Origin of the sequence: Microbacterium sp. Leaf288 (assembly GCF_001422925.1) — a bacterium.
GTDB lineage: Bacteria > Actinomycetota > Actinomycetes > Actinomycetales > Microbacteriaceae > Microbacterium.
In genome coordinates this window covers 525,700-545,959 of record NZ_LMNI01000011.1, presented here as the reverse complement: position 1 = coordinate 545,959, position 20,260 = coordinate 525,700, and the positions used below count along the sequence as shown (strand labels likewise).

The 20,260-nt window shown below is 71.4% G+C and carries 23 protein-coding genes; 12 read left to right on the top strand and 11 right to left on the bottom strand.

Going from position 1 to position 20,260, the window contains the following annotated elements; all coding sequences use genetic code 11:
• Positions 1-2: 2 nt before the first annotated feature.
• The 3 genes from ASF40_RS11810 to ASF40_RS11800 are packed head-to-tail and all read right to left on the bottom strand — an operon-like array spanning position 3 to position 2,462.
• A complete protein-coding gene (locus tag ASF40_RS11810; RefSeq protein WP_056369246.1) occupies positions 3-623 on the bottom strand; it encodes a GyrI-like domain-containing protein in 621 nt (206 codons plus the stop codon).
• Positions 620-1,708 carry a phosphogluconate dehydrogenase (NAD(+)-dependent, decarboxylating) gene (gnd, locus tag ASF40_RS11805; RefSeq protein ID WP_056369244.1) on the bottom strand — a complete coding sequence of 363 codons (1,089 nt, stop codon included), beginning with the start codon at positions 1,706-1,708 and terminating at the stop codon, positions 620-622. The genes ASF40_RS11810 and gnd overlap by 4 nt, the downstream gene beginning before the upstream one ends.
• 58 nt (positions 1,709-1,766) lie before the next feature.
• Entirely contained in the window at positions 1,767-2,462 is a 696-nt protein-coding gene (locus ASF40_RS11800) for a DUF1345 domain-containing protein (RefSeq protein ID WP_162239860.1), read from the bottom strand.
• A 55-nt stretch (positions 2,463-2,517) separates the two neighbouring features.
• Here ASF40_RS11800 and ASF40_RS11795 point away from each other — a divergent pair, with 55 nt between their 5' ends.
• Entirely contained in the window at positions 2,518-3,063 is a 546-nt protein-coding gene (locus ASF40_RS11795; RefSeq protein WP_056369241.1) for an AAA family ATPase, read from the top strand.
• Positions 3,064-3,115: 52 nt separating this feature from the next.
• On the opposite strand, the gene ASF40_RS11790 is transcribed toward ASF40_RS11795, so the two are convergent.
• From ASF40_RS11790 to ASF40_RS11775, 4 genes are all read right to left on the bottom strand, one after another.
• Positions 3,116-4,816: an ABC1 kinase family protein gene (locus ASF40_RS11790; protein WP_056369239.1), complete on the bottom strand. Its 1,701-nt coding sequence runs from the start codon at positions 4,814-4,816 to the stop codon at positions 3,116-3,118.
• 121 nt (positions 4,817-4,937) lie between these two features.
• On the bottom strand, positions 4,938-5,495 hold the full coding sequence (locus tag ASF40_RS11785; RefSeq protein ID WP_056369237.1) for a PadR family transcriptional regulator: 558 nt from the start codon (positions 5,493-5,495) through the stop codon (positions 4,938-4,940).
• Positions 5,496-5,620: 125 nt separating this feature from the next.
• The gene (locus ASF40_RS11780) at positions 5,621-6,115 is read right to left on the bottom strand and encodes a DUF427 domain-containing protein (RefSeq protein ID WP_056369235.1); all 495 of its coding nucleotides are present in this window, start codon (positions 6,113-6,115) and stop codon (positions 5,621-5,623) included.
• A gap of 19 nt (positions 6,116-6,134) precedes the next feature.
• On the bottom strand, positions 6,135-7,553 hold the full coding sequence (locus ASF40_RS11775; RefSeq protein ID WP_056369234.1) for a dihydrolipoyl dehydrogenase family protein: 1,419 nt from the start codon (positions 7,551-7,553) through the stop codon (positions 6,135-6,137).
• Positions 7,554-7,706: 153 nt separating this feature from the next.
• Between ASF40_RS11775 and ASF40_RS11770 the strand changes: the two genes are divergently transcribed.
• From ASF40_RS11770 to ASF40_RS11745, 6 genes are all read left to right on the top strand, one after another.
• Positions 7,707-8,531, top strand: coding sequence for an ABC transporter ATP-binding protein (locus ASF40_RS11770; RefSeq protein ID WP_056369232.1), 825 nt, complete (start codon positions 7,707-7,709; stop codon positions 8,529-8,531).
• On the top strand, positions 8,528-9,202 hold the full coding sequence (locus ASF40_RS11765) for an ABC transporter permease (RefSeq protein WP_056369231.1): 675 nt from the start codon (positions 8,528-8,530) through the stop codon (positions 9,200-9,202). The genes ASF40_RS11770 and ASF40_RS11765 overlap by 4 nt, the downstream gene beginning before the upstream one ends.
• Positions 9,199-9,927, top strand: a complete 729-nt coding sequence (locus tag ASF40_RS11760; RefSeq protein WP_056369918.1) for an ABC transporter permease — start codon at positions 9,199-9,201, stop codon at positions 9,925-9,927. The genes ASF40_RS11765 and ASF40_RS11760 overlap by 4 nt, the downstream gene beginning before the upstream one ends.
• A gap of 26 nt (positions 9,928-9,953) precedes the next feature.
• Positions 9,954-10,865, top strand: coding sequence for an ABC transporter substrate-binding protein (locus ASF40_RS11755; RefSeq protein ID WP_056369229.1), 912 nt, complete (start codon positions 9,954-9,956; stop codon positions 10,863-10,865).
• 148 nt (positions 10,866-11,013) lie between these two features.
• Positions 11,014-12,387 (top strand): hypothetical protein, encoded by a 1,374-nt coding sequence (locus tag ASF40_RS11750; protein ID WP_056369227.1) that lies wholly within the window; start codon positions 11,014-11,016, stop codon positions 12,385-12,387.
• A 19-nt stretch (positions 12,388-12,406) separates the two neighbouring features.
• Positions 12,407-12,706 (top strand): hypothetical protein, encoded by a 300-nt coding sequence (locus ASF40_RS11745; protein WP_056369225.1) that lies wholly within the window; start codon positions 12,407-12,409, stop codon positions 12,704-12,706.
• Positions 12,707-12,717: 11 nt separating this feature from the next.
• Here the strand turns inward: ASF40_RS11745 and ASF40_RS11740 are convergent, their stop codons facing one another.
• Both ASF40_RS11740 and ASF40_RS11735 read right to left on the bottom strand, forming a co-directional pair.
• Entirely contained in the window at positions 12,718-13,119 is a 402-nt protein-coding gene (locus tag ASF40_RS11740) for a DUF3054 domain-containing protein (RefSeq protein WP_235560215.1), read from the bottom strand.
• Positions 13,116-13,859 carry a sulfurtransferase gene (locus ASF40_RS11735; protein WP_056369223.1) on the bottom strand — a complete coding sequence of 248 codons (744 nt, stop codon included), beginning with the start codon at positions 13,857-13,859 and terminating at the stop codon, positions 13,116-13,118. Before ASF40_RS11735 ends, ASF40_RS11740 begins: the two co-directional genes overlap by 4 nt.
• Positions 13,860-14,026: 167 nt before the next feature.
• On the opposite strand from ASF40_RS11735, the gene ASF40_RS11730 reads away from it, so the two are divergent.
• From ASF40_RS11730 to ASF40_RS21120, 3 genes are all read left to right on the top strand, one after another.
• Positions 14,027-14,989 (top strand): alpha/beta hydrolase, encoded by a 963-nt coding sequence (locus ASF40_RS11730; protein WP_056369222.1) that lies wholly within the window; start codon positions 14,027-14,029, stop codon positions 14,987-14,989.
• Between the two features lie 61 nt (positions 14,990-15,050).
• Entirely contained in the window at positions 15,051-16,067 is a 1,017-nt protein-coding gene (locus ASF40_RS11725) for a hypothetical protein (RefSeq protein WP_157549642.1), read from the top strand.
• 114 nt (positions 16,068-16,181) lie between these two features.
• Entirely contained in the window at positions 16,182-16,403 is a 222-nt protein-coding gene (locus ASF40_RS21120) for a hypothetical protein (RefSeq protein ID WP_157549640.1), read from the top strand.
• A gap of 13 nt (positions 16,404-16,416) precedes the next feature.
• Here ASF40_RS21120 and ASF40_RS11720 read toward each other — a convergent pair whose 3' ends face one another.
• Both ASF40_RS11720 and ASF40_RS11715 read right to left on the bottom strand, forming a co-directional pair.
• Positions 16,417-17,352: an SDR family oxidoreductase gene (locus ASF40_RS11720; protein WP_056369219.1), complete on the bottom strand. Its 936-nt coding sequence runs from the start codon at positions 17,350-17,352 to the stop codon at positions 16,417-16,419.
• 119 nt (positions 17,353-17,471) lie between these two features.
• Positions 17,472-18,887, bottom strand: a complete 1,416-nt coding sequence (locus ASF40_RS11715) for an amidase (protein ID WP_056369915.1) — start codon at positions 18,885-18,887, stop codon at positions 17,472-17,474.
• Between the two features lie 328 nt (positions 18,888-19,215).
• Between ASF40_RS11715 and ASF40_RS11710 the strand changes: the two genes are divergently transcribed.
• Both ASF40_RS11710 and ASF40_RS11705 read left to right on the top strand, forming a co-directional pair.
• On the top strand, positions 19,216-19,587 hold the full coding sequence (locus ASF40_RS11710; protein ID WP_235560214.1) for a hypothetical protein: 372 nt from the start codon (positions 19,216-19,218) through the stop codon (positions 19,585-19,587).
• A 59-nt stretch (positions 19,588-19,646) separates the two neighbouring features.
• The gene (locus ASF40_RS11705) at positions 19,647-20,255 is read left to right on the top strand and encodes an ArsR family transcriptional regulator (protein WP_056369215.1); all 609 of its coding nucleotides are present in this window, start codon (positions 19,647-19,649) and stop codon (positions 20,253-20,255) included.
• The last annotated feature ends 5 nt before the right edge of the window (positions 20,256-20,260 follow it).

Below are 20,260 nucleotides of genomic sequence, written 5' to 3'. Positions count from 1 at the left end.
CGTCAGCGCGAGGGGTCGACGGGCTGACGCAGGATCGTGCGGAGCTTCTCGGAGGCCGTGCGGCGGGGGTCGGCGAGGTAGATCTCGTGGTGCAGCCCACGCATGCGCAGCCCTGCGTCGGGGATGAAGCGCTCGTGCATCTCGGCGAGCACCGGCGCTTCGTCGTCGTACGACCCGACATGGAGCGTCTGCACGCACCGGCCCTCGGCGAGCTCCGCCAGGCGCAGCCGCTCCAGGGCGGGTGACGTGCCCTTGGCGACGGCCGCATCCCGCGCGCGTTCGAAATGGCTGCCGTCGAGCCACTCCGGGACGAGGCTCATCATCGTCCAGCTCCACCGGGACTTGTCGCGCTCCGACGTGAACGCCGCCATGTCGTCGGACCACCACAAGCCCTCGAGCGGCATCACGACGTAGTCGCGGCCGAGTTCGGCCTTGCTCAGGAACTTCAGCTTGTAGGCGACCCCGAACACCGCCGCCACCGCCTCGCCGTACTCGTCCGAGGTGTTGGGGTCGCCGTGACCGTCGACCAGGAGGTACTGCATCGGTGGAACGTCGACGATCTCGAACGACCCGCGGGGGGCGGTGTACGCCGCGATCGACCTCTTGAGGTCGGCCTTCGTCACGAAGCACCGCCGGTCTCGGGCTGACCGCCGCTCGACGACTCCGACTTGCGCGAGCCCGCCTCGAGCACGTCGCCGGCGGGCAGCTCCTGGTGGCCGCCGAACTGCAGCCGCATGGCCGAGAGCACCTGGTTGGCGAAATGGTCCTCGCCGCGCGAGGCGAATCTTTCGAACAGGGATGCTGCGAGCACCGGCGCCGGCACCCCCGTGTCGACGGCTGCCTTAACCGTCCAGCGGCCCTCGCCGGAGTCCGAGACGCGTCCCGCGAGGCCGTCGAGGGTGGGGTTGCCCTGGAGCGCCGCCGCGGTCAGGTCGAGAAGCCACGACGAGATCACCGAACCCCGGCGCCACAGCTCCGCGACCTTCGGGGTGTCGATCGTGAACTGGTAGAACTCGGGCTCCTCGAGCGGTGCGACCTCGGCGGAGTGCTCGGCTTCCTGGACGCCGGCATCCGCGTGCTCGAGGATGTTGAGGCCTTCGGCGAGCGCCGCCATCACCCCGTACTCGATGCCGTTGTGCACCATCTTGACGAAGTGGCCGGCGCCGGACGGCCCGCAGTGGAGGTACCCCAGCTCCTCGGGGGCGAAGCCTCCGGCGCGGCCGGGCGTGCGCTCGACGTCGCCGTTCCCCGGAGCGATCGTTCGCAGGATCGGCTCGATGCGGGCGAACGCCTCGTCGGGCCCGCCGACCATGAGGCAGTACCCGCGTTCGAGGCCGAACACTCCGCCGCTCGTGCCGACGTCGACGTAGTGGATGCCGCTCTCGCGCAGCGCGGCCGCGCGGCGCACGTCGTCACGGTAGTTCGAGTTGCCGCCGTCGATGACGATGTCTCCAGGATCGAGCAGCGCGGCGACCTCGTCCACGACTTTGCCCGTGAGCCCTGCGGGGATCATGAGCCAGACGGCGCGCGGTGCCTCCAGCTTCGACACGAGGTCAGCGAGGCTCTCGGATCCGACCGCGCCCTCACCCGCGAGAGCGGACACCGCATCCGGGCTGACGTCGTACACGACGCATTCGTGACCGTCCCGCATCAGACGCCGGACGATGTTGCCGCCCATCCGGCCGAGGCCCACCATTCCCAGCTGCATCGCCGCTCCTCTGCTCACCTGTCGAGGGCGCCGTGCGCGGGCGCCCGTGCTCGAAAGTCTAGGGAGCCGTCAGGTCGGCGTTGATGATGGTGCTGAACGCGAGGACGATGATGAGCGCATTGAGGAAGAAGCTGGTCGTGGTGTGCCACACCACGGTCCACCTCATCCGCGTCGTCACCACCTGCACGTCCGACACCGAGAACGTGGTCGCGTTCGTGAACGAGAAGTACACGAAGTCGGCCAGGCGCGGGTTCGGGGTGCCGGGGAAGATCAGCGGCGGACTGGCGGCGAGGCGGTAGCGGCGGTCGTAGATGCGCGCGAAGCCCCAGTGGTACAGCCCCCACGACAGCAGCATCGCGAGGACGCCGACCGGCTCCACCCAGCCGGCCCAGTCCGGGTCGCCCCGCAGCACGACGATCTCGATGGCCGCCACGATTCCGACGATGCTCGCGAGGAAGGTCGCAGACACGGTGATCGCCGCGACGACCGGATGGGCGTCGAACCGACCGATCCACCGCGGGGCGGCGATCCGCGATCGCTTCGCACTCACGCCGACGGCGATCACGGATGCCAGCCAGTAGAGCCCGCCGAGCGCGCACCATGCGGCGAGCGCGTCAAGGGTGGGCTCGATGTCATCCACGAGGAGGATCTGGAGCCCGAGCCAGATCAGGGCGAGCTGCACCAACAGATCTGCGACCCGCACGACCACCGCCCAGACCACACGCACCCCCGAGGACGAGTTCCTGCGTGCCACCGTAGCGGGTGGGGAGCCTGCCCAGCCGGACGCGCGCCACCCGTATGCTCCGATCATGCGGATCGTGGTCTCGGGCACCCATGCCAGCGGGAAGAGCACCCTCATCGGCGCCTTCTCGGCGACGCACCCCGAGTACGAGGTCCTGTCGGACCCCTACGAACTCCTGGATGAGGCAGGCGACGAGCCCGATGCGGGAATGTTCCTCGCCCAGCTCGGCATCTCGGCCCGGCGCCTCACCGAGTTCGAGCACGGCGCGAAGGTCATCGCCGAGCGGGGCCCGCTCGACTTCCTCGCGTACCTCACCGCCCTCGACGAGCTCGGCCGCCCGTCGCGCCCCGGCGGTCACCCGGCCCGAGCCGTCGACCTCACCGTGGCCGCGATGGCGCACGTGGACCTGCTCGTGCTCCTGCCGCTCGGCGGAGACATCCGGGTGCCCGAGGACGAGGACCCGGAGCTGCGCGAGGCCATGGACGACGCGCTGCTCGAGCTCTCCGACGACCCCGACCTGCTCGGTGGCGCTCGCGTGATCGAGGTCACCGGCGACCCGAACTCTCGGCTGGCGCAGGTCGAGTCGGCGATCGCAGACCTCGACGGCCGCTGACACGCCGGGGCGCAGCATCCGTCGCCCGACTTCTCGACCTGCCGATGCGCGCTCAGCCCTGCGGGCCGCGCCTGCCGGAGAAGCCTGCGAACAGTGCGTACAGCAGCGGCACGAGCGAGCCGATCATGAGCACAGTGCCGATCGTGAGGTCCTCCGCGCGCAGCACCGCCCCGCTGATCAGCAGCCCGGCGAACAGCACGGCCGCCACGACGCGCCGGATCAGGCGCTCGAGACGGCGCAGCCACCGGTCGAGCTTGGGGACGTCGGCGACCAGGCGCCCGTCCTCTATGCGCGTCACCATGTCGTCCAGGCGACGCGGCAGCCGGGCCATGACGCCGGCGGTCGATACTGCCTCCTGCGCGATCGCCTTCGCTGCGTTGCCGCGCTCGTCGCGGAGCAGGCGCGCGGCATACGGCTCGACGGCGTCCCACACGTTGAAAGCGGGGTCGAGCGAGCTGCACATGCCGCTGGTGAGCGAGACCGCGCGGATGATGAGCAGGAAGTTCTCGGGCAGCTGGAACGGCAGTGACCGCATCACGTCGCCGAACTCCTTGGCGAACTGGCGGAACTCGCGCGGGTCGACCTCCTGAAGCTCCGCGAACCCCATGCCCCCGAAGCGTCCGAACAGCGCGGTCATGGCGCGCTCGAGCTCGACCGTGTCCGCCGACGGGAGGAGCACGCCGACGGCACGGATGCTGTCGATCATCTGCGCGCTGTTGCGCGAGGCGACCGCGATCATGAGCCGCTGCAGGTTGTGGCGCAGCTTGTCGGGGACCTCGCCCATCATGCCGAAGTCGATGAAGGTGAGAGTCCACGAGTGCCGGGTGTCGCCGGCGGCCCTCGTGACCGGCGTCACGAAGATGTTCCCGGGGTGGGGATCGGCGTGGAAGAAGCCGCGCAGGAAGAGCTGGTCGAACATCACGTTCGCGAACTCGACGGCGACCTCCGCCGGATCGATGCCCGCGGCCCGCAGTCCGTCGACGTCGTTGATCTTGATCGCGGTGACGTCGGCGAGCGTCAGCACGCGGCGCGTCGTGCGCTCCCACGCGATCTCGGGGACCGTGACGCGCGGGTCGCCCGCGAAGTCCGTCGCGAAGCGCTCCGCGTTCTGCGCCTCGTGAAGGTAATCGATCTCCTGACGGCTGGTGTGCGCGAACTCCTCCACCAGCGCGGGCAGGTCGACGTGATCGCGCACGATCCGCACACGGGTGAGCCAGCCGGCCACGCGGCGCAGCGCCGCCAGGTCGACGTCGACGATCTCCTCGATCCCGGGCCGCTGCACCTTGACGACGACGCCGGCGAACCCGGTCTCGGCCGCGTCGGCCGGCGTCAGTCGCGCACGATGCACCTGGCCGAGAGATGCTGCGGCCACGGGTGTCTCGTCGACCCATTCGAACGCCCGGCCGAGCGGGATGCCCAGCTCCGCCTCCGCGAGGGCGCGGATCGCCGGGAAGGCCACCGGCGGGACCTCGTCCTGCAGCCCCTCCAGCTCCTTCGTGATCTCGGGCGGCAGGACGTCGAGCCGCGACGAGAGGAACTGGCCCACCTTGATCATGAGCCCGCCGTATTGGACGGCCAGCACGTGGAACCGGCGGGCGATGTTCTGGAGGCGCTGCGTGCGGCCGCGCGCGGCGAGCGCGCCGAAGCCGAACCGGGGCAGGACGAGCTCGTACCACCACGCCTGCGCGATGTACCGGCCGGCGAAGCGCAGGATCCGACGGTAGCGGGCGCGCGGGTTCCCGACGTCGGCCATCGAAGCTCCTCGGACGGTGCTGTTCAGCGGTTAGGGGTGCCTGCGATCCCGGTCTCCCGGGATCGCGTGCCCCGCCGAACCCGCGGACCCGGGCCGACGCCGTCTTCCCGCACGCCGGCCGTCAGTCCTGAGCCAGGATCGAGTAGAGCTTACGCCGCGCGTCGTCGAGCACTTCGACGGCCTTGGCCACCTGCTCGGACGTGCCGCTGCGACCGACCGTCGCCGCCGCCTGCGCGAGCTTCGCGCCGGCCTTCGGAAGCGCGGTGCGTCCGGCGTCGCGCGACCCGGCCGCCTCCCACGGGGCCGACTGCCCCTCGGCGGCCGACGCCTCCGCACGACCCGCCTCGGTGAGCGAGTAGGTCTTCTTGCCGTTCGATTCCTCCGCGGCGACGAGTCCTTCGTCGGCGAGCATCTGCAGCGTCGGGTACACCGAGCCGGGGCTCGGCTTCCACGCGCCGTCGCTGCGCTCCTCGATCTCCTGGATGATCTGGTACCCGTGCATGGGCTTCTCGGCGAGGATCGCGAGCACCGCTGCGCGCACGTCTCCCTTCGTGGCCCGCGGCGAGAAGCTCTTCTCGAATGTGTCTTTCAACTGGTCCATCGCATCCCAGAAGCTGCTCGGAAGCCCCGAGCCCTGCCCTGATGGACGCGAACCGAATCCCTGGAACGAACCGCTCATGACGACCTCCTGAACGAGCGTGTGCCGACACCCTGACGATACCTAGCGATATATCGGTGAACAAGAGTCCGGCCTGAGCGTTCGCTGTGCAGTTCTCAGGACGGATGTCGCCGCATCCGGGTGTCTCACGAGCCCAGCGAGCCCGGCTCACCCTTGAAGGGACCGACGACGTCGGGAGTGATCCACCCGCCGTAGAAGCGCCCGGGCTGGGGCACGACCTCCATGCCGTCGAGCGTGCAGCCGTCCATCTCACGCGGGTACACCGCGACCCGACCCGCGAGCTGCTCGAACCCCGCGGAGGGGCGCGGGTACGTCCACGCCGCGCGCGGGCGCACCTGGTCGCCTCCGTGCACATCGAAGTAGGCGGCGCCACCTTTGAACTCGCAGTACGACGACCCCTCGCCGGGCTTGAGCGCCCCCTGGGCGAACGCCTGGATCGGCAGGTAGTAGACCGGTGGATGGCTCGTCTCGAGGACACGGATGACGTCGTCGGTGTCGACGATGACCTCGCCGCCCAGCCGGATCTGCACGCGGCGCCCGACCCGCTCCAGACGCGGCGGGCGCGGGTAGTCCCAGACCGATTCCTGGCCGGGACCGGCGGGCAGTGGCTCGGGTCGCATGGCGGTCCTCCTCACGGGATCAGCGGCCGTACTCTTCGAGCCAGCGCAGCCACACCTCACTGATCGTCGGATACGACGGCACGGCGTGCCACAGGCGCTCGATCGGCACCTCGCCGACGATCGCGATCGTGGCCGCATGCAGCATCTCGCCGACGTCCTGCCCGACGAACGTGGCGCCGACGAGCACACGGCGCTCCTCGTCGACGATCGCCCGCGCTCGCCCCTGGTAGTCGTCGGCGACCTCGCTCGCACCTGCGATCCAGTACAGGTCGTAATCGATGACACGGATGCGGAGGCCTGCCTCGCGCGCCGACTTCTCGGTGTGCCCCACCGCGGCGACCTCGGGGTCGGTGAAGATCACCTGTGGGACCGCCGTGTGATCGGCCGTGGCGACGTGCCTGCCCCACGGGGCGTCGTCGACGTCGGCGGCCTTCGCGCGCGCGGCGATGACATCGCCCGCAGCGCGGCCCTGGTACTTGCCCTGATGCGTCAGCAGCGCCCGGTGGTTGACGTCGCCGACGGCGTAGAGCCAGTCCACGCCGCGCACGCGCAGCGTGTCGTCGACGTCGAGCCAGGAACCGGGCTCGAGCCCGACCGCCTCGAGCCCGAGATCCTCGGTCCGCGGCACCCGGCCCGTGGCGACCAGCACTTCGGCCGCCCGCACTTCGGACCCGTCCGACAGCGCCAGCACCACATCGCCGGCGTCGTCACGCGAGACCTGCTCGACCTCGACGCCCGTCTTGACGGTGGTCCCGGCCTCCGTCAGTGCCTTCTCGACGGCCTCGCCCGCGAAGGCCTCGACGCCTCGCAGCAGGCCGGAACGGGCGATCACGGTCACGGTGGAGCCGAACGACGCGTACAGGGTCGCCATCTCGGTTCCGACGGTGCCGCCGCCGAGCACCGCCAACGAGGCCGGGACGTCGTGGACGCCAGTGGCTTCGCGGCTGGTCCACGGTGCGACCCCGCGCAGCCCCGGGATGTCGGGCAGGAGCGCCGCCGAACCGGTCGACACCACGACCGCGTGGCGGGCGACGAGCTCGGTCTCACCACCGTCGGCACCGGTGACGGTGACCTCGCGCTCGCCGGTCAGGCGCCCGTGCCCGCGGACGAGATCGATGCCCGCACCCTGGAGCCACTCGACCTGCGACGTGTCGTCCCAGTTGTGCACCAGCTCGTCGCGGCGCACCAGGGTCCTGGCCACGTCGACGTCTCCGGTCACCGCCTCGGCGGCGCCCTTCACGCGCTGCGCGGCACGCACCGCGTCGCCCGCGCGCAGCATCGCCTTCGAAGGGATGCAGGCCCAGTACGAACACTCGCCGCCGACGAGCTCGCTCTCGACCACGACGACCGACAGGCCGCCCTGGGTCGCCCTGTCGGCGACGTTCTCGCCGACAGGACCGCCGCCGATGACGATGAGGTCGTACTCCCGAGCAGTCATGCGCCCCACGGTAGCGGCCGCCGGTGACAGCGGCGAAGCCATTGCCTGCGGCGCCTGCAGACGGAAGGATGGCGCAGGTTACGGCGTCTGTCCAGTCCGAGCCGCCATGTCCGCGGCCTGTGGTTATCTGGGAACCCCGGCCGAAAGGGCAGCATGGCGATCGAATTCCGTGGGGTCTCGAAGCGGTACCCCGATGGCACGGCCGCCGTCGAGGACTTCAGTGTGCTCATTCCCGCACACAAGACCACGGTGCTCGTCGGTTCGTCCGGCAGCGGCAAGACCACGTTGCTGCGCATGATCAACCGGCTCGTCGACCCCACCGGCGGCGTCATCACGATCGACGACGAGCCGATCTCGGAGCGCGACCCCGTCGCGCTGCGCCGGGGCATCGGCTACGTGCTGCAGAACGCCGGCCTCCTCCCCCACTTCTCGGTCGTCGACAACATCGCGACGGTGCCGGTGCTGAACGGCGTCCCGAAGGCGAAGGCGCGCGAGCGGGCCCTGGAGCTCATGGATGTCGTCGGCCTCGAGCGCGGTCTGGCCAAGCGGTATCCGAGCCAGCTCTCGGGCGGTCAGCAGCAGCGCGTCGGCGTCGCGCGCGCCCTCGCCGTCGACCCGAACATCCTGCTGATGGACGAGCCGTTCGGTGCCGTCGACCCCATCGTCCGCCGCGAACTGCAGACAGAGACGCTCCGCCTGCAGAAGGAGCTCGACAAGACGATCGTCTTCGTCACCCACGACATCGACGAGGCGTTCCTGCTCGGCGATCAGGTGGTGATCCTCGAGAAGGGCGCGCGCATCGCACAGATCGGCAGCCCCAGCGAGATCATCGACAACCCGGCGAGCGACTTCGTCGCCGACTTCATCGGCGTCGAGCGCGGCACGCGGGCGCTGCCCGCCAAGCGCACCGCACGCGGCACGGTGCTCGTCGACGACGCCGGCCGCACACAGGGCGTGCTCGTGGAGGACGAGCCGTGAGCTGGGTCGCCGACAACGTCGACCTGATCTGGGCGCTGACGCTCGATCATCTGCGGCAGAGCGCCATCGCGATCATCGCGGGCTTCGTGCTGTCGGTGCCTCTGGGGTGGCTGGCCTTCCGGTACACGAGGCTGCGGGGCACCGTGCTCACCGTCGTCGGCCTGCTGTACACGATCCCGTCGTTCGCGCTCTTCGCGCTGCTCACCACACTGTTCGGCATCCCCTACCAATCCGAGCTGAACCTCGTGGTGGGGCTCACTATCTACGCCGTCGCGATCTTGACCCGATCCGTCACGGACGGGCTCGCCTCGGTCGACACCGGCACGAGGTCCGCCGCGGTCGCGGTCGGTTTCGGCGCCTGGCGACGCTTCTGGACGGTGGACTTCCCCCTCGCCGGCCCTGTGGTGCTCGCAGGGTTGCGCGTGACGGCGATGTCCACGATCTCGCTGGCGACCGTCGGAGCGCTCATCGGCGTTCAGAACCTGGGCTACCTGTTCACGAACGGGTCGCAGCGACGCATCATCGCCGAGGTGTTCGCCGGGGTCGTCGCGGTCGTCGTGATCGCGGTCGTCATCGACCTCCTGCTCATGCTGGCGGGGCGCGCCCTCATGCCGTGGACCCGGCGCATCGCCGCGCCGCGCCGCGCCCGGCCCCGGGCGGTGACCGCATGAACCTGCTCGCCGAGGCGTTCGCCTGGATCTTCTCCCCCGCGCGGCTGGCGGGCTCCCTGCCACTGCCGACCGCGATCGCCCAGCACCTCGCGTACACGTTCGGCTCGGTGGCGATCGCGGCCGTGATCGCCGTCCCCGTCGGCTGGATGATCGGTCATACGGGCAAGGGTCGCGAGGTAGCGGTGTTCCTGTCGGGGGCCGCCCGCGCGCTGCCCGCGCTCGGGCTCGTCGTGCTTCTCTACCTGCTGTTCGGGGTCTCGCTCAAGACCGAGGCCGCCGTCGCCGCTTTCGTGGTGCTCGCCATCCCGTCGATCCTCGCCGGAGCGTATGCCGGCATCGAGGCGATCGACCGATCGGTGATCGACGCCGGGCGCGCGATGGGAATGACCCAGCGGCAGATCCTGTTCCGGATCGAAGTGCCGCTCGGACTCTCTCTTCTCATCGGTGGTTTCCGCTCCGCAACGCTGCAGGTGGTCGCCACGGTGACCATCGGGGCGTACATCGGGGTGGGCGGCCTCGGGTTCTACATCCTCCAGGGCATCGCGCTGCGCGACTTCGCCGAGATCCTCGGGGCCTCGATCATCGTCGTCGTCCTCGCCCTCGTTCTCGACGGGCTCTTCGCCCTGCTCGCCCGCTTCGCCGTCCCTCACACCGACGGCCCTCGCCGTCGGCCGTCACGAGCCGCCCGCACCGACACGGTCCGCTCGCTGCAGGTCTCCCACTGATCCCCCACCACACCGGAGGTACGACAATGTCCACAGCACGAACCCGCCTCGCGGTCGCCCTGGCCGGAACCGCGATCGCGGCGCTCGCCCTCGCGGGCTGCGCCTCGAGCGACCCCCTCGGCGACGACAGCGACAGCGGCGACACCGCTGACTCGTCGACCATCGTCATCGGCTCGCAGGCGTACTACTCGAACGAGATCATCGCCGAGATCTACGCGCAGGCGCTCGAGGGCGCCGGCTTCACCGTCGAGCGAAACTTCAACACCGGACAGCGCGACGTATACATCCCCTCGCTCGAGGACGGCTCGATCGACCTGTTCCCCGAGTACACCGGCAACCTGCTGCAGTACTTCGAGCCCGACACGACCGCGACTACTCCCGATGACGTCTACGCAGCCCTCGAGGGCGCCCTGCCGGACGGGCTGACGGTCCTCGACCAGTCGCCTGCCACCGATCAGGACTCGTACAACGTCACGGCCGCCTTCGCCGAGGAGAACGGAATCACCTCGATCGCCGACCTCGCCGGCATCGACGGCCTGGTGCTCGGCGGTGCGCCCGAGCTCGAGGAGCGTCCCTACGGCCCCAAGGGTCTCAAGGATCTGTACGACGTGGACGTCACCTTCAGCGCCACCGCCGACACCACCGTCGACGAGCTGGTCGCCGGCAACATTCAAGTCGCGAACGTCTACAGCGCCGACCCCCGCATCAAGACCGACGAGCTGGTGACGCTCGAAGACCCGAAGGGCCTCTTCCTGGCGTCCAACGTCGTGCCCGTCGTGAACGCCGATATCGCCGACGAGATCGCCGACGTGATCAACGCGGTGAGCGCCGCGCTGACGCCCGAGGGCCTCGTCGCGTTGAATGTCGAATCGACGGTCGACCAGCGCTCGTCCGAAGACATCGCCAAGGATTGGCTCGCCGACAACGGCCTGAGCTGACACCGCGAAGCCACCGACAGCGCCTCCGGCGTCGCCCGTCCAGGGCTGCGCAGGGGGCGCTGTCGTCGTGCCGGCGCGCTCAGGCGCCCGACCACGGGCACGCACCTTCGCTAGGTTGGGCACCCAGGAGACCGCGAACAGGAGCTTCATGCCCGATCCCCTGCCTCCGGGCGACGCCGACACGGCGACTCCGGGCGCGCCCGCCGACGCGTCGACTCCGGACGGCGCACCCACCCCGCGGCGCTATCGCACACCCGACCTCGACGCCCCGCAGTACGCGGTCCCGGCGTACGCGGCGCCGGAACCCGGCGACGCCGCACCCCCGCCCACGGCGTCGGGCACCCCGGGCCGCTACGCGGCGCCGCACGGCTACGCGCTCGCCGGCACGGATCCGCGCGGAGCCGAGCACCTGCTCCCGCCCTACGCGCGGGACGGCGCGGCCCAGGCATCCGGGCACCCCGTCGGGCCCGGCTACCCCACCACCTCGGCGTACCCTGCCGCGCCAGGCTCTCCGACGGCACCCGGTGGAGCCGGGTACCCTGTGCCCGGAGTCCGTGACAGCCGACCGAAGGCGCTCGCCATCGTCGCGCTGGTCCTCGCCGGCGCCGGCGTGCTCCTGCTCTTCGCCGGTGCAGGGCTCGGGTCGAGCTCCGGCTTGCTCGCTCCCCTGCTGCTCCTCGCGGCGTTCGTACTGTCGCTGGTCGCTCTCCTCAGCCGGCACCAGGGAGGCAAAGGCTTCGGCGTCGGCGCGCTGGTGACCTCGGTCCTCGGCGGCCTGGTGTCCATCGTGATCGCGGTCGCGTGGCTCGGACCGTTCGGCACCTCCTCCGGCGATGACGTCGTTTCGAACCCAGGCGACGGCTACTACGACGATTACGCCATCCCCGGCGTCGCCGCGCCGGGCACGGATGGCCAGCCCGACCCCGGCGCGCAGTTCCCGACGCCCCAGCGGCCGACGGTGACGGAGACCGCGTTCGGGCACGACTTCGGCGACATCTGGTGGTACGTCGTCGTGGTCGACAACCCGAATGCCGACTATGTGTTCGACGCCTTCCTCGACGCACAGGCGTACGCCGAGGACGGCACCGTCATCGGCTCCTCGACCGCCGTCGCAACCCTCCTGTCGGGTCAGACCGCGGTCGTCGGCTACTTCACCATCGAGGGCGAAGCGCTGATCGACGCCATCGAGGTGACCGTGCCCGAGGCCCCGGAAGCGACGCTCTCGCCGGGGGACGAGACGGGCTCGTTCAGCGTCGACGGGCTCACCGGCGCGCCCGATCCCGGCGGCACATCGACACGAACACCGCCGGGCGCCGCGACCGGCACCGTGAGCGGGCGGTTCGCAGACGACCAGCGCTACGTCGCCGTCACCGTGGTCGCGCGGGCGACCGACGGCCGCATCGTGCGCGCTGCCACCGCGTATGTCGACGAGGTGCCCGGCGACGGCACCCCGGTGCCGTTCGAGGCGTGGTTCGCCGAGTTCCCTCCCGACGTGACCCTCCAGGCCTCCGCTCACCGCTGACGCGACGTACGCTGTCGTCATGACCGTGGGCGACGCGATGGTGTGGGGATTCGTCTCCGCGGTCATCGCGCTGCCGGTGTACTTCCTGTGGTTCGCGTTCGACACGCACCGCCGTCGCCGGCGCGGTGAGACGCCGTCGCACTCGTCGGGCGGACTGCTCGGGGTCGAAGAGTTCTTCTACCCGACGGCGGAGAACGCCCGCGCGGTGTGGGAGGCGGAGCAGATCACGCCGGCACCCGCCCCTCTCCCCGGCGACGGCCCCGGCGTGATCGAGGGCAACCGGATCGTGATCGAGACCGGCCTCCGCAAGACCGCCTGAGACCGCTCCGATCAGCGCCGGCGCACGCGACGCACGATCGCGACGATGACCCGCCAGCCCACGAGCGCAACCAGCAGCGTGAGCGCCGCCACGATGATGAACGCGAGCGCTGTGCCCTGACCCGACACCCAGCGCAGCAGCATCCCACCGGCGACGGTGATCCCCCAGACGCCCAAGCCGGTGCGCACCGGCGCCGCCGGTGCACGCCACGCTCGCGTGACGAGCCAGCCGACGCCCAGGCCGGCGAGGAACGGCCAGGCGGTCTGCCCGAGGCCGGTCCAGACGTCGGAGTCATGGCTCGCGCGACCGATGGCGGCGAACGCGATCACCAGCACGACGTCGACCCCGAGCGCGACCAGGACCGCGGCGCGACTGACGGGACGAGCAGCGGCCACCGGTTCCTGCGCGGTCACGCGACGGCTCCCCTTCGCGGCGCCAGCCCCGGCGTCAGGGCCTCCCGCTCGTCGAAGACGAAGCAGTCGCCGCTCCAGTGGTCGCCGCCCACGTGCTCGAAGTAGCCGAGGATGCCACCGTCCAGCTGGTAGGCCTCGACGCCCGCCTCGCGCAGGTAGATCGCGGCCTTCTCACATCGGATGCCACCGGTGCAGTAGCTCACGACGGTCTTGCCTGCGAGGTCGGGCGCTGCGGCGGCCGCGGCATCCGGGAACTGCGTGAACCTCTCGATGCGCCAGTCGAGAGCGCCGTCGAAGGCGCCGTAGTCGACCTCGAAGGCGTTGCGGGTGTCGAGCAGCACGACCTCGCGGCCGTCATCGTCGTGACCGCTGTCGAGCCAACGGCGCAGCGTGGCGGGAGCGACGGCGGGCGCGCGATCGCCCTCGGGGCGAATGGTGGGGTGGTCCATGCGGATGATCTCGCGCTTGACCTTGACGAGCATCTTGCCGAACGGCTGCGCGTCCGACCAGCTGTCCTTCGTCGTGAGCGCGGCGAAGCGCGGATCCGCCCGCAGCTCAGCGACGAAGCCGCGCACCCCCTGGGCGTCACCCGCGAGGAAGAGGTTGATCCCCTCCTCGGCGAGCAGGATCGTGCCCTTCAATCCGGCAGCGACCGCGCGCTCTCGCAGCAGCGGGCGCAGCTCGCCGGTGTCGTCGATGCGCGTGAAGAGGTACGCCGAGATGTTGAGAACGGATGCCACCCCTCCAGCCTAAGGAGCCCCCGCGGCGTCCTGCGCAGGAGCGGCCGCGCACCTGGCGGGTTCAGCGCCCTGAAACCGCCGCACACGGCGGTCGCGGCATCCGTCACCATGAAGTGAGGATCGACGTACGCCGCAGCGCCGCGGCGGACCAGAACGACGGAGACCCCATGCCCGAACTGACCGCACCACCCTTCGATCCCGAGCTCCACGCCGCGCTCGACCTCATCGCCGAGGTCATCAAGCCCACACTGACGCCCGACATGATCCCGCTGATGCGCGAGATGCCCGCCGACCCGACGCTCGATGAGCAGGTCGCTGCCGTCGGCGCCGTCCACGAGGAGCGCACGATCGCCGGCCACGACGGCGGCGAGATCGTGCTGTCGATCTACCGTCGCCCCGGCCAGACCACGACGGGGCCGGGGATCTACCACATCCACGGCGGCGGCATGGTGATCGGCAACCGCTTCATGGGCGTGCAGGCCTTCCTGCCCTATATCGCCAGCCACGACGCCGTCGTGGTGAGCGTCGAGTACCGCCTCGCGCCGGAATTCCCCGACCCGGTGCCGGTGGAGGACTGCTACGCGGGCCTGGTGTGGACGGCGGAGCACGCCGACGAGCTCGGCATCGACCCGACGCGGCTGATCGTCGGCGGGGCGAGCGCGGGGGGCGGCCTGTCGGCCGGAGTGACGCTGCTGGCCCGCGACCGCCAGGGCCCGCCGCTGCGCGCCTCGCTGCTCATCTACCCCATGCTCGACGATCGCAACGAGTCGGTGTCGGCCCTGCAGATCCAGGGAATCGGCGTGTGGGACCGCACGAGCAATTTCACCGGATGGAACGCGCTGCTCGGCGACCGCCGCGGCACCGACGCCGTGTCGATCTACGCCGCTCCCGGCCGCGCCGAAGACCTCTCGGATCTGCCACCCACCTTCATCGACGTCGGCAGCGCCGAGGTGTTCCGGGACGAGGACGTCGCGTACGCGTCGCGCATCTGGGCGGCCGGCGGGATCGCCGAGCTGCACGTGTGGCCGGGCGGCTTCCACGGGTTCGACGGGTTCGCCCCGCAGGCCCAGATCTCGATGGCGATGATCGAGACGCGCAACCGCTGGCTCACCCGCATGCTCGACGCCTGAGCCACGCTGCTGAACCCCCGCCCGCGTAGGGTGGGGCTCAGCAGCGTCGAGGGGGATGCCGATGAAGGAACTCGTGGGCAGGCTCAGCGCCCTCGATCCCGAGGCGAGCGAGACGCTCAAGGTCATCGCGTACTTCGATGCGCTGGTCGACGGCCGCGTCGGCCCCGAGGGGATGCTGCGCGGAGCCGCCGTGCTCAGCGGCGCGCCGATCGGGCACGTGCGCGCCGGTCAGGCGGAGGGGCGCCGCTTCGGCGTGGATGGTGCCGAGTTGGCGCCGGGCCGTCCCGACGACTGGCCGGCTGTCCCTTCCGCCGACGGCTCGACGGTGTGGCTCGAGCGCGCCGGGGCCGCTCACGCGAACGACGCCATGGTGCTCGAACGGCTGGCGATCGCGCTGTCGATCCAGTCGGTGCGGCTCGACACCAGCGCGCCCACGCGTCGCGCGGTCGAGGTGCTGCTGGCGGGCGACGCCTCGGAACAGGAGCGCGAGCAGGCGGCCGCCCGGCTGTCGCTGGGCGCCCACACCGCGATCCACGCGGTCGCCGTGCCGCCGACGGTGCGCCTCGACCGTCCTCTCGCCCACGCGGTGGTCGCGACGCGATTCGGCCTCGCGCGCGCCGCTCTCTCGCCCGACGATCGCGCGCCCGCACCCCGAGCGGGCATCGGGACGGCAGCCTCCGGGCTGTCCGACCTGCGCGAGTCGTGGCGCTCCGCCCTCGTCGCGCTGCGCCTCGCCGACGACGACGAGCCCGTCGTGCGCGCCGCCGACCTCGGCCCGCTGCTGCAGCTCGCCGAGACCGAGGACCTGCGCGCATCGCCGCATCCCGACGTGCTCGGGATCGACGCGCTGCTCGCGACCGCGTGGAGCGAACGGATGCTGCGCGCCCTGGCGAACGGCGCTTCTCAGCGCTCGCTGGCCGCCGACGCCGGCGTGCACCATTCCACGATGGGCGCACGGCTGCACGAGCTTCCGACGCGGCTCGGGTACGACCCGTCGACAGCGCGCGGGCGCACACGCCTCGACGTCGCGCTCATGCTGCACCGGCTGGCGCACGCGCGGTTCGATCCCGGCCGCTGATCCGTAGACCCGCATCGCCTCGCGGTCAAGGGCCTCGCCGCGTCGTCGTCCGCGCCGCAGGCTGGGGTCGATGCAGGGCACGATGCGCGGCCCTCGTTCCTCCCAGGAGACCTCATGACCGACCCCACCACCCCCGAGCCGCTGCCGGGCCAGACCCCTCCGGGTGAGATGCCTCCCGGACCGGGCTCTCCCGGACCGGGCAGCCCTGACCCGGGTCCCGGCCCCAGCATCCCCTTGCCGCCGGATGAGCCGCTGGCGCCCTGGCCCGATGAGCCGCTGGCGCCCCACCCGGAGGAACCGCCGTTCCCGCAGACGCCCGAGACGCCCGGACCGTAGGCGACGCTCCGGGTCAGGCGCGCACGGCGTCGCTGCGGTCCTGCAGCAGCTGTTCGGCCACCGCCCACATCCGCGCACCGTCGACAGGGTCGGCGAGCCGTCGATACGGGCGCACGGGGCCGGCCGCCCCACCGAAGTGCAGCGCTCCCGTAGGGCCGAAGAAGCCTGGGGCCGGCGCATTCGTCACCGCGGCCAGCAGCGCCGGCTGCGCGGCCTGCGCGGGCGTATTGCCGAGGCCGTCGGCGAGTCGGCGTCCGAGACCGCCGCGATCGCGGGCGCGCATGGCCGGCGCGATCCCGGTGTCGGGAACCACGCCGGGATGACTGAGGTGCACCGTCACGCCCCCGTCTCCCGCCGCCGCGCGTCGGGCGAGTTCGCAGCCGAACAGTCCCAGCGCCACCTTCGACGCGCCGTAGGCGCGCAGCGGGGAGTAGCGTCGCTCGCATTGCAGATCGTCCCAGGCGAGGCGCGACACGCCGGCGGCCAGACTCAGCTGCACGACGACGCGCGCTCCCCGCTGCTGCAGCAGCGGCAGCAGCGCCGTCGTGAGCGCGAAGTGCCCCAGGAAGTTCGTCTGGAAGTGCAGTTCGAAACCATCGGCGCTCATATGGCGCACACGGTCGCCGAGCAGCACGATGCCGGCGTTGAGCACGACCAGATCGAGGGGCGTCCGCTCGGCCAGGACCGCGGCGGCGAGCGCGCGCACCGAGTCCAGCCGCGCGAGGTCGAGGTCGACCAGCTCGGCGCGCGCGTCGGGCGCGCTCTCCCGGATGCGTTCGACAGCCCGCTCTCCCTTGACGCGATTGCGCACCGGCAGCACGAGATCGGCGCCCGCCGCTGCAAGGCCGCGCGCGATCTCGACGCCGACGCCGTCGCTCGCGCCCGTGACCAGTGCGGTGCGCCCCCGCAGATCGGGCAGCGTGACCGGCGACGCCTGCGTGCGAGACATGGGTCCTCCGTTCGGCTCCGTCTCGGAGGAGGACGGACGGATGCCGCTGATACCGGCCCGCACCCCGGCGGGCCTGCCTCAGCCTGGCGCAGGGGCGCCTGCGGGCGCCAGAGGTCGCGTCAGACCGGCGAAGGAATCGGAGGAAGCGCCGGCACTCCGGCCTCGACCGCACGCCCCGCCTCGAACAGCACCTCCTCGCCGAACGCGGGGCCGACGAGCTGCACGCCGGTGGGCATGCCGTCGGCGCCGAGACCCGTGGGCAAGGCCAGCGCGGGCAGTCCGAGGAAGTTGACGACCACCGTCAGCCACAGATCGCGCCACGCGCGGTCCGCGGCCTCCTGACCACCCAGGTCGTAGTCGGGTTCGCGCATCCGCGAGGTCGACACGGGTCCCAAGATCACGGGCACGTCGACCTGCAGCCGTCGCCACTCCGCCGCGATCGCGGCTCGCCGTGCCCACGCCTGCGCGTACTCGCGCGCCGACTCGTACGGGCGCGCCGCCGCCGTGCTGTCGCGCAGGAATGCCGTGGCGGAACGCCCGAGCGGCAGACCGAGGGCCGCGGGGTCGAGCGAGATGAGCATGTCGGTGCACGACAGCCGCCGCCACAGCACGGCCGCCTCCTCGAGCAGAGGGACGCCGACGTCGACGACCTCCCAGCCTCCACGCGCGAGGGATGCCGCGGCCCGGTCGATTCCGGCCGCCACCTCCGGGTCCACCTCGTGGCCCGCCGGATCGCGCACCACGCCGACGCGGCGCGGCACCGCGTCGGGGTGCACCGCGGGCGCGGCGAGCGACACCGGGTCGTCGGCATCCCCTCCCTGCAGGACCCCGAGTGCGAGCGCGACGTCGTCGACGCGACGCGCCAGGGGCCCGTTCACGGAGAACTGCTGGAGCGTGAGCGCCACCGGCTGCTCACGCACCGCCGCGCGCGGCACACGCCCTTGCGACGGGCGGAGTCCGACCACGCCTGCCGCGTAGGCGGGGAGGCGGAGCGAGCCGCCGAAGTCGTTGCCGAGGCCGATGGCGCTCATCCCGGTCGCCACGGCGACGGCGTCTCCTCCGCTGGACCCGCCGGCACTGCGAGCGCGGTTCCACGGGTTCAGGGTGCGACCGAACACGTCGTTGTCCGTGTCCCACCGCATCCCGAAGTCGGGCATGTTGCCCCGCGCGACGGGCACCGCCCCGGCACCCCGCAACCGCCTCACGACGGTGGCGTCTCGCGCCGGCACGGCGTCGGTCAGTCCTCGCCAGCCGTTCGTCGTCGCCGACCAGGTGAGGTCGATGTTCTCCTTCACCGAGATCGGCACGCCCGCGAGAGGCCCGGGGTCGCGACCCGCCTTGACCGCGGCATCCACTTCAGCGGCCGCGGTCCGCGCACGGTCGGCGAAGACCACGGTGAGCGCGTTGAGTGCGGGATCGACCCTCGTGATGCGGGCCAGATGCTCCTCCACGACCTCCTGCGCGGTCACCTCCCCCTGCCGCACGGCAGCGGCGATCGCGGTGGCGGAATCGAGGGGAGGAGGCGGCTCGCTCATGTCGGTCCCATCCCACCACGAGCGCGCGAACACCCGCGATCGGCGCGGCCGAGTAGCACTCAGGGGACGCACAGGCAATCCCCCTTGCGAACACCGGCGGCGGGCGTAGCTTCTCTCTCAGACCCCGCGACCGCGCGCCCCGACGCTTCACCCCCTGACGGACGGCGATCGTGGATGGTGAGCGCGGAGATCGCTCCCCCCATGGCGGTTCTCCCCGGCGCCCCGACGCTGTCCGCCCCTCCCCGCCGGCGGACAGCGCCATGTCCGGGCGACATCATCATGCGAATCATGCGATGCCCCGCCACCGCGCGCCACTAGAGTCATGCCCATGGCATCAGGCAAGCAGCAGCAGAAGCCCGAACCCGAGCTCCACGGCGGCGTCCTCTCGGGCGGCGGAAGCTCCACCCTCTGGGGCTGGCTCATCGGACTCGTCGTCTTCGTGTTCGTGGCGGTTCCCATCTCGATCGCGGTCCGCTTCGCGACGCACCCGGCGACGCAGTCGCTGTTCGGCGGACGCCTCGAGGACGCGACCAGCGGCGCCTACTCCGCGTTCTGGTGGATCGTCGCGCTGTTCCTCTTCGCCATCCCCGTGCTGGTCGGCTGGGGCGTCGCGAAGCTCTCCGGCCGCACGCTCGCGATCATCGTCGGCATCGTCGCGGTGTTCTTCATCGCGATCCTCATCCTCGGCCAGCTGTTCTGATCCGACACGGGTGAGCCTGCGGGCACCCGGTCGTGGTGGCGCCCCGCGATAATGGGTCCATGACGACCGGGTACAGCATGATCTCGAGCTACTCCCGCGTCGAGATCATGCACCTGCTGCAGGAGCGCCCGCAGCGGGCGATCTCCGAGCTGGTCGAGGCAACCGGTCTGCACGCCAACACCGTGCGCGAGCACGTGCAGCGCCTCATCGACGCCGGGTACGTGATCGCCGAGACCGAGCACCGCACCACGCGCGGACGCCCGCGCGTGCTGTACTCAGCGGCCACCGGCTCTGACGAGGCATCGAGCCCTGTCGCCGTCCGCCGGGCGGAGGAAGCGGCTCGTCGCGGGGATCTGCTGCGTCGCGTGTACGGATCCGACACGGATGCCGAACTCGGCGCAGACGCGCTGCACCAGCTCGACGCGCTGGTGGAGGACCTCGGCGATGCCGGCTTCGACCCTCTCGTCGACCAGCGCGACCTCACGGTCGATCTCACGCCCTGCCCGCACGTGCCGGCCGCCGAGCACCGCGGCGTGCTGTGCAGCGTGCACATCGGACTCATGGACAGCGTGCTCGCCCAGGCCGGCGGCCCGCTGCGCGTCGAGGGCATCGCACCGTCGTGCGACCCGACGCAGTGCGTCGTGCAGCTCGCCGCTTCGCGCGGCTGATGCCC

Coding starts and splice junctions, on each gene's coding strand:
- ASF40_RS11790 (WP_056369239.1), bottom strand. CDS start 4,816: ATGGCCGACGTCGGGAACCCGCGCGCCCGCTACCGTCGGATCCTGCGC.
- ASF40_RS11795 (WP_056369241.1), top strand. CDS start 2,518: ATGCGGATCGTGGTCTCGGGCACCCATGCCAGCGGGAAGAGCACCCTC.
- ASF40_RS11710 (WP_235560214.1), top strand. CDS start 19,216: ATGGCATCAGGCAAGCAGCAGCAGAAGCCCGAACCCGAGCTCCACGGC.
- ASF40_RS11785 (WP_056369237.1), bottom strand. CDS start 5,495: ATGAGCGGTTCGTTCCAGGGATTCGGTTCGCGTCCATCAGGGCAGGGC.
- ASF40_RS11750 (WP_056369227.1), top strand. CDS start 11,014: ATGCCCGATCCCCTGCCTCCGGGCGACGCCGACACGGCGACTCCGGGC.
- ASF40_RS11775 (WP_056369234.1), bottom strand. CDS start 7,553: ATGACTGCTCGGGAGTACGACCTCATCGTCATCGGCGGCGGTCCTGTC.
- ASF40_RS11760 (WP_056369918.1), top strand. CDS start 9,199: ATGAACCTGCTCGCCGAGGCGTTCGCCTGGATCTTCTCCCCCGCGCGG.
- ASF40_RS11720 (WP_056369219.1), bottom strand. CDS start 17,352: ATGTCTCGCACGCAGGCGTCGCCGGTCACGCTGCCCGATCTGCGGGGG.
- ASF40_RS11755 (WP_056369229.1), top strand. CDS start 9,954: ATGTCCACAGCACGAACCCGCCTCGCGGTCGCCCTGGCCGGAACCGCG.
- ASF40_RS11780 (WP_056369235.1), bottom strand. CDS start 6,115: ATGCGACCCGAGCCACTGCCCGCCGGTCCCGGCCAGGAATCGGTCTGG.
- gnd (WP_056369244.1), bottom strand. CDS start 1,708: ATGCAGCTGGGAATGGTGGGCCTCGGCCGGATGGGCGGCAACATCGTC.
- ASF40_RS11730 (WP_056369222.1), top strand. CDS start 14,027: ATGCCCGAACTGACCGCACCACCCTTCGATCCCGAGCTCCACGCCGCG.
- ASF40_RS21120 (WP_157549640.1), top strand. CDS start 16,182: ATGACCGACCCCACCACCCCCGAGCCGCTGCCGGGCCAGACCCCTCCG.
- ASF40_RS11705 (WP_056369215.1), top strand. CDS start 19,647: ATGACGACCGGGTACAGCATGATCTCGAGCTACTCCCGCGTCGAGATC.
- ASF40_RS11725 (WP_157549642.1), top strand. CDS start 15,051: ATGAAGGAACTCGTGGGCAGGCTCAGCGCCCTCGATCCCGAGGCGAGC.
- ASF40_RS11715 (WP_056369915.1), bottom strand. CDS start 18,887: ATGAGCGAGCCGCCTCCTCCCCTCGATTCCGCCACCGCGATCGCCGCT.
- ASF40_RS11745 (WP_056369225.1), top strand. CDS start 12,407: ATGACCGTGGGCGACGCGATGGTGTGGGGATTCGTCTCCGCGGTCATC.
- ASF40_RS11770 (WP_056369232.1), top strand. CDS start 7,707: ATGGCGATCGAATTCCGTGGGGTCTCGAAGCGGTACCCCGATGGCACG.